Raw genomic sequence first — 12,845 nt, forward strand, 5'->3', positions numbered from 1 at the left:
ATAGTGAATAGTCAGTAGTCAGTAGTCAGTAGTCAGTAGTCAGTAGTCAGTAGTCAGTAGTCAGTAGTCAGTAGTCAGTAGTCAGTAGTGAATATCTGATTCCATTCACCATTCACTATCCTGCAGCTTCCCCAAAAGCTCCGGTGTCGGCCAGCCGTCGACCGGCAGGCCTAGCCGCATCTGCTCCTTGCGGATCGCCTCGCGGGTGTTGGTGCCCAGGATGCCGTCGACTGTTCCCACGTCATAGCCTCTGGCCTCGAGCTTTGTCTGCAATGCCCTCATCTGGTCGCCGTTGAGGCCGGGTTCGGGATTGCGTGGGTCGAATTGCGGCGCACCCGCCAGCCGCGCGGCGAGATTTGCCGCGGTCAGCGCATAGGTGAAGGACTGGTTCCATTCGAGGTAGACGTCGAAATTGTCGTAGACCAGGAAGGCCGGCCCCTTGCGGCCCATAGGCAGTGCGAGGCCTGCCTTCAGGCCGTTGTCGACAAACGGCGTGCCGTTCGGGTTGGTGACACCCCACTGAGCCCATTGCGTCAGCGGCAGCTTGTTGGTGCGGCCTGTCTGGTCCCATGGCAAGTCGTCGGGCACGCGGACTTCCTCGATCCAGGGCTGGTCGCGTTTCCAGCGGCGCGACATGATCTTGTTGGCCGTGGTCATGATCACATCAGGCGCGCTGCCGCGCAGGTCGATCACTTCGTCGCCGTCGCCGTCAACGCCTTGGCCGAGATAGTCGGAAGGCAGCATCTGCGTCTGGCCGATTTCGCCCGCCCAGGCGCCGGTGACGTCGGCCGGGACTACGCCGCGATCGATCAACGTCAACAATGGCACGATCTGGGGCCGGAAGAGCTGCGGGCGACGACAGTCGTGAGAGAGCGTGACCAATGCGTTCAGCGTTTGGAAATCGCCCTGCACGGCGCCGAAATCGGTTTCCAGCGCCCAGAAGGCGGCAATGACCGGGGCCTGAATGCCGAATTCGCGATCGGCGCGGGCAAACACGTCGGCATATTTCTTTAAGATGACCGCGCCCTGCTTCAGCCGATAGGCCGATATCATGCGGTTCGAAAACTCGATGAAGGTCTGGGTAAAGACGCCTTGGGCGCGATCGCGCGCCAGCACCTTTCCATCGAGAGCGGCGGTTTCCAGCGCCTCAAGTCCGGCAGTGCCGACGCCGGCGTTCTTCGCCTCGGCCGCAACGCCCTGCTTCCATGCCTCGAAATCGCCGCCGCATTGCTGTGCCACCGCCGGCGCCGCCGTGGCGGCCAGAAACAGCGCCGCGAGAATTTCCAAGCGCAATCGCATCGCCATCCTCCCGAGAAGATTACCGGCGGTTGCAGGTGTCCTTCATTGGCTGTGTCGAAAAGCAGGCTGCAGGCGCGCTGTCAACGGGTGTTCTGCCGCAGCCACTTGTTCCAGGCGGCTTCCGTGCCGTTGAACACGTTGATATCGGCCTTCCCTGAGATGCCCGGCACAATACCGGTTCCGGTGTACTGCCAGAAGGTGAACGGGTGGCTGCCGTATCTCTTGCGCGGGTGGCCGGCCACCGAACGCAGCCAGTAGGGATAGCCGCGGAAGGCCGATAGGCCGTTTTCGTCGAAGAAATCGATCGAGGTGTAGATGATCGGTTTCTTGCCATAGTGCTTTTCGACGATTTCGAGGAAAGTGCTCATCTCGCTGCGCACCGTGGCCGCATTGGGGCGCAGCTTGCAGGTCGGCGATTGCGGGTTCCATTCCATGTCGAGAACCGGCGGCATTGCCGACCGGTCTCTGGGCACGTTCTGGATGAACCAGCGCGCCTGCGTCGCGGCCGGCGTGCAAAAATAGTAGAAATGATAGGCGGCGCGCGGGATTCCGGCCGCTTTCGTGCGGCTCCAATGCTCGTTGAAATATGGGTCGAAGCGATCGCCACCTTCCGTCGCCTTGATGAAAACGAAGGAAATGCCGCTGGCCCTGGCCGCCGGCCAATCGACCGAGGTCTGGTATTTGGAGACGTCGGTGCCATGAACGGCATAGCTCCACGGCGCGCCGCTGTCCCACTCATGCGGGTCGGAGTCGTCAAAACGGGGTGCACGCACCGCAACGCTCGGGGCGCCCGGCAGCGACGGCGCAAGATCGTCGACGGTCGAGCAGGCGCCCAGCAGCGTCAGCATGATGAAAGCCGCGAAACGGCGCATCGCTACTCCTGAACCGGTTTCAGCCGGCCGCTGATGGGTTGTTGCTGCAGGTGGTCCCTCGACCGTGCCCCCAAGCGATCGCCCCACAGGACCGCTCTCCTATCCCTGGTGATCGCTGATCATGGTTGATATTCCGTTGACAGCGCTCGACCAGAATCGCGATTTTGCCGAAGCAATGACGGCAAATCGATGACATAGATGAGCGTCCCGAGGGAGTCGGAAAATGCAGATTGCTCTGAGGCTGGTGAAGTGGCTGCTCGGGCTGGCCGTATTGGCGGTCGCAGCACTCGCCGCCTGGCTTTACATCGCGCCACCGGAACTGATCCGCGTCGGCTCGGGCTATACGGCCAAGATCGTCTGCTCGAACGTCTTTATCGCGGGACGCGACGCCGACGAGGTGCTCGCCGTCGACGTGCAGGCGCCGGGCCATCCGCTGCTCAGGCTGATGCGGGTGTCCGTCAACAAGGAGCAGGGCACGGTTTCGGGCGGGCTGTTCGGCGTGTTCGGCAAGAGCGTCGCGGTCGTTCGGGACGGGCTTGGCTGTGCTTCGGTTCCGGATGGCGGCATCGCCAGGGCCAAAGCAGTCGCCGGGCCGGCGCTGACACCGGCGCCGCCGCTCGCCGCGCTCTGGCCGGAGGGCGACGAGGTCGATGCCTCGCAAAACCGCGAAATTGCGAAAATCCTCGACGATCCTGCAATGACGGGCGCCGGTATGCGGGCGGTGGTGGTGGTCAGGAACGGCCGCATCATCGCCGAGCGCTATGGAAACGGCTTTTCCGAAAAGACGCCGCTGCTTGGCTGGTCGATGACCAAGACGGTAAATGCCGCGATCGTCGGCACGGTGGTGAAGGACGGCAAGATGGTAATGACGAACCAGGGCCTGTTCGGACCCTGGAAAACGGACGGCCGCGCCGCCATCAGCCTCGCCGACATGATGGCGATGTCGAGCGGGCTCGAGTTCAACGAGGATTACGGCGACGTCACCGACGTGACGCGGATGCTCTATCTCGAGCCTGATATGGCGGGCTTTGCCGGATCCAAGTCGCTGACCGGCGAGGTGGGCAAAATGTTTTCCTATTCGAGCGGCACGGCAGTGATGTTGTCGCGGCTGTGGCAGGATGCGATCGGCGACAAGGACAGGGCGCTGGCGTGGCCGAGAGTTGGGCTGTTCGCTCCGCTCGGCATGCAGAGCGCGGTGCTGGAGGCCGACGAGCATGGCACCTTCGTCGGCTCGTCCTATCTCTACGCCACCGCCCGCGACTGGGCGCGCTTCGGCCAGTTCCTGCTGGAGGACGGCGTCTGGAACGGCCAGCAGATCCTGCCCGCCGGCTTCGTCGCCTGGATGCGGGAAGCCGCACCCGCCTCGAAAGTCTACGGCAGGGGCCAGGTCTGGATCGAGGGGCCGGGCGACGAGGAGAACCCCGGCGCCGGCATCGCTGCGGGCCTGCCAAGGGATACCTATTGGATGGAAGGCCATGACGGGCAGACGGTCGCCGTCATCCCCTCGGAGCAGTTGGTGGTTGTGCGGCTCGGCCTGACGCCGGCCAAGCTCGGCTACCGGCCGCAAACCGTGGTGGCAGCGCTGGTGAAGGCGCTGCATTAGAAAAGCTATCTGCGCGGTCCTACTACCGCGAGCCAGGCATAGCCGCGATACAGTGTCCTGAACCGAAGGTTTGCGCCGATCCGCTCGGATTCCGATGTCATAACCGCGCGCAGGGCCTCACGCGGCTCGACATGGAATTTTCTTAGCCAGCCGCGCAGCAGCGTGCGGAACCAGTGGGGCAGGGCTTCCTGCTGGCCAAAATCGACGACGTGCAGCGAGCCGCCGGGTGACAAGGCTGCAAGTGCCGCGGAAACCGTCTTCTCCCAACCAGGAATCATCGACAGCGAATAGGAGACAAAAATACGATCGAAACTTTCGACGGAGAATAACGCTTTCGCGTCGAAATCGGTGGCGTCGCCGCGCGCCAGCGTGACGCGGCCGGACAGGCCTTCGCGGGCAATGGCAGCAGTGGCCGTTTCCAGCATTTCGGCTGAAATATCGAGACCGAAGAAGCGGGCGTCGGGATAATGGCGGGCGGCGAGGACGATGTTGCGGCCGGTGCCGCAGCCGAGTTCGAGCACGGTGCCGCCGGCCGGCACTTCCAGCCCTGATATAAGCCGGTCGCGGCCGAGCAGGTAATATTTGCGGGTCAGGTCGTAGATGTGGCGCTGCCAGCGGTAGACGCCGTCCATCAGCTCGGCGTGCCCGGCCGGCGGTTCGCCGTGCCTGGCCGGCAGTTCGGTCGTGCTCATGCGGTCTGCTTCACATAGAGATGAAAGCCGCCATAGATGGCCGACCGGTCGCGGGCGGAGAATTCGCGCGAGGCCCCGTCCGCATAATTCCACTGGTCGAGCAGCGACTTCGAGACCCGGCCGGGCAACAGGCTGGGTTCGGCCGCAGTGCGGAATATGACGCGGGCATCGGTCGACGCGGTGCGGGTGATCTCGGCCCACAGCGCATTGAGCTGGTCGTCGGTCATCCAGTCCTGCGCGTCGAGCAGGACGAAGCGGTCGACGGAACCGGCATCCTTGCCGGCAAGGAGTTCGATCAGATTGGCATGATGGATGGCGACGCGGTCGACATTGTTGCGGATCGTATTGTAGTTGCGCTTTTCGAGATAGGCAGGCAGCGCCGCCTCGCCGGGATTGGGGTAGCGGCGGGCAAAAGCCTGCCAGGCGAAATAGTTGTTCTCTAGCGGAAAATCGCAGGCGAGCTTTTCCAGCCGGGCCTTCAGCACGGCGGCCATGGTGCCGTCGCCCGAGGTGATCAGCGAATCGTACTGCGCCGGCGGAATGCCGAGGCCGAACAGCGAGGCTTTTCGCGATGTTGCCCATTTCAGCAGCGGTTTTTCGAAGACCGGCGCCAGCTCCTCGTCGAAGAAGCGGCGCTGGTCGGCCAGGCTTTTGGCTTCCATGATGCCCGCCGGATCGACGCCGAAGAATTTGGCGGTTCGGTGGCCCATGGCAATGAACAGGCCGAGCAGGCCGGTCTGGTAGAAGTTGCGATCGAAGACGGCGATGCGCCGGCGCCGGCGCCAGTTGCGATGTTCCCAGTAATGGCGGCTGACCGGGTCGAGATGCGGCGCGATGAAACGGTCGTAGGCCTGCGAATTGTGACGGGTCTCGGCAGCGCCGAAGAAGCGGAACAGGTCGCCCTGCGACGGCAGATGGCGCACCGCTTCGAGCTTCATGCGGTTCAGCGCGATATGAGCGGCGTTGAGATCGACGGCGTCGATCCGTTCTGGCGACCGGGTGAGATAGGCAAGGATGTTACAGCCGCCGGAGGCGATGGTGACGAGGCGGTGGCCCTGGCCAAGCTGCATCGCCTCCATGTCGACGTCGGGGTCTTCCCAGATTTGCGGATAGACGAGGCCGGAAAACAGCAAGGCGAAGAGCCGCTCTGAGAGGCCGGCCTTAGACAGCGGGCGGTTCTGGTAGACGGCCTTGCCAACTTGCTTGCCGCGGCGAAAAACCAGTTCTCCGGAAACATCCGTCATGACAAGGCGATTCCCCGTTTGCTCTGGCGCAAGCGGGTAGCGCAGGTGGATGACAGGCCGGTGACAGTCTGTTGAGGCGAGCTCAGGCCTTGCCAAATCCGCCCGGCGTCGGCGTCGTTACGATGACGGCTTCACCGGCCTCGAGCACCGTCTGGTCGCAAGCCTTCAGGACTTCGATGCGGCCATCCTTGCGGCGGACCTTGGTCGAGCCGACCTCGCCATCGCCGCCGCCGTCCAGGCCTTTCGGCGGGCGGTTGCGATGTGAGGACAGGATGGCGCATTCCATCTTTTCGAGGAAACGGATGGTGCGCTCGGTGCCGTCGCCGGCACTCCATTTGCCTTTGCCGCCGGAGCCCTCGCGGATGTGGAAATCCTCGAGCAGCACGGGGAATCGCAATTCCAGCACTTCCGGGTCGGTCAGGCGCGAATTGGTCATGTGGGTGTGGACGCCGGAGGTGCCGGCAAAGCCGCGACCGCTGTTCATGCGGCCTGCCGGCGAGCCGGAGCAGATCGTCTCGTAATACTGGTACTGCTTGTTGCCGAAGGTAAGGTTGTTCATCGTGCCTTGCGCATTGGCCATCGCGCCCATGGCGCCGAACAGCGCATTGGTGACATGCTGCGAGGTCTCGACATTGCCGGCGACGACCGCGGCCGGGTAGGTCGGCTTCAGCATGCAACCCTCGGGAATGATGATGTTGATTGGTCTCAGACACCCGGCATTCATCGGGATCATGTCCTCGACCATGATGCGGAAGGCATAGAGCACGGCTGCGCGGGCGACCGGCTCGGGGGCGTTGAAATTGTTCTTCATGACCGGCGACGTGCCGGTGAAGTCGACGGTCGCCTCACGCTTTTGCCGGTCGACCGATATCTTCACCTTGATGACCTGGCCGGTGTCGGTCGGATACTCGTATACGGAGCTGTCGGGCAACCGCTCCAGCACGCGGCGCACGCTTTCGGCGGCATTGTCCTGGACATGACCCATATAGGCTTCGACCACGCCAAGGCCGAAATGCGGGACCATCTCGCGCAGCTCGGCAACGCCCTTTTCATTGGCGGCAATCTGCGCCTTGAGGTCGGCGATGTTCTGGTGCGGATTGCGTGCCGGGTAGGGGTGGTCGGTGAGCAGCGTCTCCAGCTCCCTCTCGCGGAACCGGCCGCGATCGACGATGCGGAAATTGTCGAACAGCACGCCTTCCTCGTCGACGGTGGTGGCGAGCGGCGTCATCGAGCCGGGCGCCGTGCCGCCGATATCGGCATGATGACCGCGCGAGGCGACGTAGAAGAGGATCTCCTCCCCCCTTGAGGGGGAGGTGCCGCCGAAGGCGGCGGTGGGGGTCTCCTCAGAAGGCACCGCCGGGACGTCGAACCCAGTCGAGCCGACCCCACCCGGCGGCTTCGCCGCCACCCTCCCCTCAAGGGGGAGGGAAAAAACAGGCGTCACCACGGTGATGTCAGGCAGATGCGTGCCGCCATTATAAGGCGCATTCAGTGCGAAGACATCGCCAGGGTGGATGTCGCCGGAGTTCAGCCGGATGATGGTTTCCACCGAACGGTCCATGGAGCCGAGATGCACCGGCATGTGCGGCGCATTGGCGACCAGCGCGCCATTGCGGTCGAAGACGGCGCAGGAGAAATCCAGCCGTTCCTTGATGTTGACCGAATAGGCGGTGTTTTGCAGCGTCACGCCCATCTGTTCGGCGATCGACATGAACAGGTTGTTGAACACCTCCAGCATGACCGGATCGGCCTCGGTGCCGAGCGCCGCCAGCCGGCGCTTTTTCTCGATGCGACGCAGGAGCACGTGGTTCTTGGCGGTGATTTCGGCCTGCCAGCCCGGCTCGACGACGATGGTCTGGTTCGGCTCGATGACCAGGGCAGGGCCGGCAAGCTTGTGCCCCGGTTTGAGCACCTCGCGGCGGAAAATGCCGGCGTCTCGCCAAGTGCCGTCGATGAAGATTTGCCGATTTTCCGAAGGGCTTGCGGCGATGTCCTCAAGGAATGAATCACTTTCCTCGCGGCCGGCGCCGCCGGTGTCGATACCTTCGACGCCGACCGATTCCACGATCATCGGCTTGTCGTCATAGACGAAGCCGAACTGCGCCTTGTGGGCGGCTTCGAAATCCGCCTTGGCCCATGCGATCGAGCCGCGCTCGAAATTCACCGGCAGCGCGGTGTCGGTGCCGTCGTAGCGGATCTGCAGCACCGGTTTCGAGGCGACGGCGTCCTCGGCAATGCCTTGCGCGGCAAGCTCGTCGATGACGGCTTTGCGCAACGTTGCGATGAGCTCGTCGATTGCCGGCCTGGACACTTCCGCCAGCGGTCTCAGCAGCGCCTGCTGGCGCGAGGAAAAAATCGAGGACAATCCAATGCCATAGGCCGACAGCAGCCCGGAGAAGGGATGGATCAGCACCGCCTCCATACCGAGTGCGTCGGCAACGAGGCAGGCGTGCTGGCCGCCGGCGCCACCAAAACAATTCAGGAGATATTCGGTGACGTCGTAGCCACGCTGCACGGAAATCTTTTTGATGGCGTTGGCCATATTTTCGACGGCGATGGTGACGAACCCTTCGGCCACCGCCTCCGGCGTGCGGCCGTCGCCGATTTCGGCGGCGAGCGCTGCGAATTCCTCGCGCACGGTTTGCACGTCGAGCGGCTCATTCTGGCCGGGTCCAAAAATGGCCGGGAAGAAGTCGGGCTGCAGCTTGCCCAGCATGACATTGGCGTCGGTGACGGCCAGCGGGCCGCCGCGCCGGTACGCGGCTGGGCCGGGATTGGCGCCGGCCGAATCCGGCCCGGCGCGAAAACGGCCGGCCTCGTAGTGCAGGATGGAGCCGCCGCCGGCGGCGACGGTGTGAATGCGCATCATCGGCGCGCGGATGCGCACGCCGGCAACCTCGGTGTCGAAGGCGCGCTCATAGTCGCCGTCATAATGGGCGACGTCGGTCGAGGTGCCGCCCATGTCGAAGCCGATGACCTTGTCGAAACCGGCGAGCTTTGCTGTCTCGACCATTCCGACGACGCCGCCGGCCGGACCGGACAGCAACGCGTCCTTGCCCTGGAACATATCGGCGGCGGTAAGGCCGCCGGACGACATCATGAACATGAGGCGGGGAGATTCCCTCCCCCTTGAGGGGAGGGTGGCGGCGAAGCCGCCGGGTGAGGTCGTTGCGGCAGTGCTCGACGTTCCTTGACGCCTCGCGCTGCCTTGGGCGACCCCCTCTGGCTGCTGCGCAGCCATCTCCCCCTCGAGGGGGGAGAGGACGCCCAGCTCTTCCGCCACCTTCTGCACATACCTTGCCAGAATCGGCGACAAATAAGCGTCGACCACGGTCGTGTCGCCGCGGCCGACCAGCTTGATGAGCGGCGAGACCTCATGGCTGACCGAGATCTGCGAAAACCCCAGTTTCCTGCAGACTTTTGCAACCGCTTTTTCGTGGTCGGGATATTTCCAGGCATGCATGAACACGATCGCCACCGCGTCGATGCCGTCGGCCCTGGCTTGTTCGATGGCCGGGCGCATGGCGGCGATGTCGAGCAGCCTTTCGACGCTGCCGTCGGCGCGCACGCGCTCGTCGACCTCGATGACGCGCTCATTGAGCTGTTCGGGAAGGATGATCTGCTTGGCGAAGATATCGGGCCGCGCCTGATAGGCGATCCTCAGCGCGTCGCGAAATCCCCTGGTGATGAGCAGCAGCACACGGTCGCCCTTGCGCTCCAGAAGCGCGTTGGTGGCAACGGTGGTGCCCATCTTGATGTCGCCGATCAAGCCGGATGGGATCGGCGCGCCGGATTTTAGTCCGAGCAGATCGCGAATGCCCTGTATGGCGGCGTCGGCATAGGCTTCGGGATTTTCGGATAGCAGCTTGCGCGGGTGCAGCCAGCCTTGTGGGTCCCGGCCGATGACATCGGTGAAGGTGCCGCCGCGGTCGATCCAGAAATCCCATTTGGCGGTCACGGCAGCTTCTCCCAGGCATTTTATTGATTCAAATGTGCTAATTCGCCATGGTTTGGTGTTAATTCGCCATGGCTTCGCCGGCAACGCAAAAGCAGATGATGTTACATACGGAAACGCAACGTTATGAAACCCATGGAGCACTTGGTGCATTCTGTCATCGATCGTCACCGGTAGCGGGGGCGTGATTAGAGGAGAGATGTCATGAAGAAACTCATTCTTGCGTCGGTTTCGGCGCTTGCCCTGCTTGGCGTTGCGGCTTGCAGCGACAGCGGCACGGGCGGGGACGCCACCACCACGCAGAGCACCAATCCGCCGGCGAACGAACAGCCGATGCAGCCGGCTCCTGACGCGACCAAGCCGGCCGAGCCGGCTCCGGCACAGCCTGCGCCGGCGCAGTAGTTCTTATGTGATGGACAGAAGGCCGGCATTGTGTCGGCCTTCTGACGTCAGGACAGTCTTCTTGCGGCCGCCGCCGCAAGCGTGGTCGCCTGTCACTTTTTGGCCCAGCAGAAGGGGTGAAATGGCGAGGTGACGAAGGCTTGCAGTTTTCGCGCGCCATGGCCGCTGCCATGATCGACGGTTGCGCCAGCTGCTCAGCGGCCGCGAAATCGGCTGGGTAGCCCTGCGGCATTGTCTTCGCCCGATAGCGGTGGGCTTGATAGCGGTGGCCAGTTAGCCCTAATAGGTGCCCATGTCGATTTGGGATCGCCTCGGCGACTTCATCACCCGCGTTTCGTCCTCAACCTCGTCCGGCGTCGCCGACGTGGTCGAGGCTGTGCGCACGGTTTTCTCCGGCGACCCCGACCTGCGCCGGCGCGTCGCCTTCTCGGTGGCGATGATCGCGCTGTCGGCCAAGATGGCCAAGGCCGACGGCATCGTCACCCAGGACGAGGTGCGCGCCTTCCAGCAGATATTCGAAGTGCCGAAGGAACAGACGCGCAATGTGGCGCGGCTCTACGATCTGGCCAAGCGCGACATCGCCGGCTTCGAGACCTATGCCGCGCGCATGGCGCAGCTTTGCGGCTCCGGCCATTCGAACTGCGCGATGCTCGAGGACATTCTCGACGGGCTGTTCCATATCGCCAAGGCCGACGGGCTGGTCCACGAGCGCGAAGGCCATTTCCTGCATCGCATCGCCGAGATCTTCCGGATCGAGGAGGCGCACTACCAAACCATTCTGGCGCGGCACGTCGATCTGGGTGCGGCCGATCCCTATGTCGTGCTCGGCATCGAGCGGGGAAAAACCTTCGAGGAGGTCAGGAAGCGTTACCGCAAGCTGGTTTCGGACAACCATCCGGACCGGCTGATCGCACGCGGCCTGCCGCAGGAATTCATCAAGATCGCAACCAGCAGGATAGCGGCGATCAACGCGGCCTATGAGATGATCGAACGAGGCCTGCGGCACGCATGAGCGGCTTCCTGCCGGACGAGCCGAGCGCCGAGGTAAGGCTATCGCCGAATTTCGGTCCACGACGCGAGACGGTCGACATGATCGTGCTGCACTACACCGGCATGGAGACCGGCGCCGGCGCCGAAGCATGGCTGTGCGATCCAGCCAGCGAGGTTTCGTCGCACTACCTCGTCCATGAGGACGGCCGCATCGTCCAGATGGTCAGGGAAAGCGACCGTGCTTGGCATGCCGGCAAGAGTTCCTGGTTCGGACGCAGCGACATCAACTCCTGTTCGGTCGGCATCGAGATCGTCAATCCGGGGCATTCGCTGGGCTATCGGAATTTTCCGAAACCGCAGATCGATGCCCTGATCGGCCTGTGCAAGGGGATTGTTCAGCGCCATTTCATTCCAGCTCAACGGGTGCTCGCCCATTCCGACGTGGCGCCGGGACGCAAGATCGACCCGGGCGAGAGATTCCCCTGGAAGGCCCTGTTCGAGGCCGGTGTCGGCCATCTCGTCGACGCGGCACCCCTCAGGCGCGGCGCGGTGCTGAAAGCCGGCGACGCGTCTGCCGAGGTCGAGGCGTTGCAGTCGATGCTGGCGCTCTACGGTTATGGCGTGGAGATATCAGGCGCTTTCGACCGGCAAACCGAAACCGTGGTCGAGGCTTTCCAGAGGCATTTCCGGCGACGCAAAGTCGATGGCGTGGCCGACGGATCGACAATCCGCACGCTGGAACGGCTGCTGGGCTCCGTGAGGGCAGTTCCGTCCAAGTAGTCTTTTCCTGGCTGTAAGTTACAGCCTGTCACTTAAAGTGACTTGCCTCGCCTTTTTTGCCGCCAATTCGGCCGTCAAAGGCGATCCGTGCAAGTTGTCGGACCTACAGCCTCCCAAATGTTCCGACGTTGATTGGCGTAGCTGCGTGAAGTCTTCGCGCGGTTCAAACAGAACAGGATCCCATGCAGAAATTGACCGTTTTAACGGCAGCTGTTGCTGCCGGCGTAATGACTTTTGCCATCGGTGCGGCCAATGGCGCGCCTTTGAGCCAGCGAGCCGACCAGGGTTTCATTACCGCGTCCGATAAGACTGCCACGCCGAAAGCCGGCCAAGACGCCAGCGAAAAAAGGACAGCCCCCGCAAAGGCGAAAAAAGCTGCCGCGGTGAAGGCGAAAAAGCCAGCATCCGCAAAGGCGGAAAAGGTGGATGTGAAAAAGCCAATCTCTGCAAAGAAGCCAGTCCTTGCAAAGAAGGCAGTCTCCAAGCGGCATGTGAAGCGCAACAGGACCCGCATCGACCAGGCGACGACGGCGTCGATCGGCCGGAGAAGCCGGGCGGCGGCGCCGAAGCCGGCGGCCGCTGGCGATAGCGGCCAGTATTCGACGGTCATCGAGCGTCATGCGGCCAGCAATGGTGTGCCGGTCTCGCTCGCCAAGGCCGTCATCATGATCGAGAGCAGGTTTCAGCCGAACCAGGTCGGCCGCGCCGGTGAGATCGGCCTGATGCAGATCAAGCCGTCGACGGCGCGGATGATGGGTTACAGCGGCTCGATCAAGGGTCTCCACGATCCCGAGACCAACATCAAGTACGGCATGAAATACCTCGCCATGGCGCAGAACCTCGGCGACGGCACGACCTGCGGCACGATCTTGAAATACAATGCCGGCCATGGCGCCAAGCGGATGAATCCGATTTCCGCGGCCTATTGCGGCAAGGTCAAAGTGCAGTTGGCCGCGCTTGGAGCGCCGGCGTAATAGACCGGGACCTGCTTTTTTGTTTGCGTTTTCG

10 protein-coding genes are annotated in these 12,845 nt (G+C 63.1%); 5 read left to right on the forward strand and 5 right to left on the reverse strand.

All coding sequences use genetic code 11. From position 1 onward, the window contains the following. Window positions 1-105 precede the first annotated feature (105 nt). Window positions 106-1,299 carry a lytic murein transglycosylase gene (locus NMG70_RS31500; protein WP_254028094.1) on the reverse strand — a complete coding sequence of 398 codons (1,194 nt, stop codon included), beginning with the start codon at window positions 1,297-1,299 and terminating at the stop codon, window positions 106-108. An 80-nt stretch (window positions 1,300-1,379) separates the two neighbouring features. Beyond that, window positions 1,380-2,171: a glycoside hydrolase family 25 protein gene (locus tag NMG70_RS31505; RefSeq protein WP_254028095.1), complete on the reverse strand. Its 792-nt coding sequence runs from the start codon at window positions 2,169-2,171 to the stop codon at window positions 1,380-1,382. A 223-nt stretch (window positions 2,172-2,394) separates the two neighbouring features. Here NMG70_RS31505 and NMG70_RS31510 point away from each other — a divergent pair, with 223 nt between their 5' ends. Further along, window positions 2,395-3,774: a serine hydrolase domain-containing protein gene (locus NMG70_RS31510; RefSeq protein ID WP_254028096.1), complete on the forward strand. Its 1,380-nt coding sequence runs from the start codon at window positions 2,395-2,397 to the stop codon at window positions 3,772-3,774. A 5-nt stretch (window positions 3,775-3,779) separates the two neighbouring features. Here the strand turns inward: NMG70_RS31510 and NMG70_RS31515 are convergent, their stop codons facing one another. The 3 genes from NMG70_RS31515 to NMG70_RS31525 form a co-directional block, all read right to left on the reverse strand. Next, entirely contained in the window at window positions 3,780-4,466 is a 687-nt protein-coding gene (locus NMG70_RS31515; protein WP_254028097.1) for a class I SAM-dependent methyltransferase, read from the reverse strand. Next, window positions 4,463-5,710 (reverse strand): BtaA family protein, encoded by a 1,248-nt coding sequence (locus NMG70_RS31520; protein ID WP_254028098.1) that lies wholly within the window; start codon window positions 5,708-5,710, stop codon window positions 4,463-4,465. The genes NMG70_RS31515 and NMG70_RS31520 overlap by 4 nt, the downstream gene beginning before the upstream one ends. Window positions 5,711-5,792: 82 nt before the next feature. Further along, the gene (locus NMG70_RS31525) at window positions 5,793-9,668 is read right to left on the reverse strand and encodes a hydantoinase B/oxoprolinase family protein (RefSeq protein WP_254028099.1); all 3,876 of its coding nucleotides are present in this window, start codon (window positions 9,666-9,668) and stop codon (window positions 5,793-5,795) included. A 201-nt stretch (window positions 9,669-9,869) separates the two neighbouring features. Here NMG70_RS31525 and NMG70_RS31530 point away from each other — a divergent pair, with 201 nt between their 5' ends. From NMG70_RS31530 to NMG70_RS33450, 4 genes are all read left to right on the forward strand, one after another. Then, window positions 9,870-10,067: a hypothetical protein gene (locus tag NMG70_RS31530; RefSeq protein ID WP_202366999.1), complete on the forward strand. Its 198-nt coding sequence runs from the start codon at window positions 9,870-9,872 to the stop codon at window positions 10,065-10,067. A 292-nt stretch (window positions 10,068-10,359) separates the two neighbouring features. Then, entirely contained in the window at window positions 10,360-11,079 is a 720-nt protein-coding gene (locus NMG70_RS31535) for a J domain-containing protein (protein ID WP_254028100.1), read from the forward strand. Then, on the forward strand, window positions 11,076-11,837 hold the full coding sequence (locus tag NMG70_RS31540; RefSeq protein WP_254028101.1) for an N-acetylmuramoyl-L-alanine amidase: 762 nt from the start codon (window positions 11,076-11,078) through the stop codon (window positions 11,835-11,837). The genes NMG70_RS31535 and NMG70_RS31540 overlap by 4 nt, the downstream gene beginning before the upstream one ends. 182 nt (window positions 11,838-12,019) lie before the next feature. After that, a complete protein-coding gene (locus tag NMG70_RS33450; RefSeq protein ID WP_436798500.1) occupies window positions 12,020-12,811 on the forward strand; it encodes a lytic transglycosylase domain-containing protein in 792 nt (263 codons plus the stop codon). The last annotated feature ends 34 nt before the right edge of the window (window positions 12,812-12,845 follow it).

Origin of the sequence: Mesorhizobium ventifaucium (assembly GCF_935822925.1) — a bacterium.
GTDB classification, from domain to species: Bacteria; Pseudomonadota; Alphaproteobacteria; order Rhizobiales; family Rhizobiaceae; genus Mesorhizobium; species Mesorhizobium ventifaucium.

Excerpts from the sequence above, each read along its gene's own strand:
- NMG70_RS31500 (WP_254028094.1), bottom strand. The coding sequence starts at position 1,299 with ATGCGATTGCGCTTGGAAATTCTCGCGGCGCTGTTTCTGGCCGCCACG.
- NMG70_RS31505 (WP_254028095.1), bottom strand. The coding sequence starts at position 2,171 with ATGCGCCGTTTCGCGGCTTTCATCATGCTGACGCTGCTGGGCGCCTGC.
- NMG70_RS31510 (WP_254028096.1), top strand. The coding sequence starts at position 2,395 with ATGCAGATTGCTCTGAGGCTGGTGAAGTGGCTGCTCGGGCTGGCCGTA.
- NMG70_RS31515 (WP_254028097.1), bottom strand. The coding sequence starts at position 4,466 with ATGAGCACGACCGAACTGCCGGCCAGGCACGGCGAACCGCCGGCCGGG.
- NMG70_RS31520 (WP_254028098.1), bottom strand. The coding sequence starts at position 5,710 with ATGACGGATGTTTCCGGAGAACTGGTTTTTCGCCGCGGCAAGCAAGTT.
- NMG70_RS31530 (WP_202366999.1), top strand. The coding sequence starts at position 9,870 with ATGAAGAAACTCATTCTTGCGTCGGTTTCGGCGCTTGCCCTGCTTGGC.
- NMG70_RS31535 (WP_254028100.1), top strand. The coding sequence starts at position 10,360 with ATGTCGATTTGGGATCGCCTCGGCGACTTCATCACCCGCGTTTCGTCC.
- NMG70_RS31540 (WP_254028101.1), top strand. The coding sequence starts at position 11,076 with ATGAGCGGCTTCCTGCCGGACGAGCCGAGCGCCGAGGTAAGGCTATCG.
- NMG70_RS33450 (WP_436798500.1), top strand. The coding sequence starts at position 12,020 with ATGCAGAAATTGACCGTTTTAACGGCAGCTGTTGCTGCCGGCGTAATG.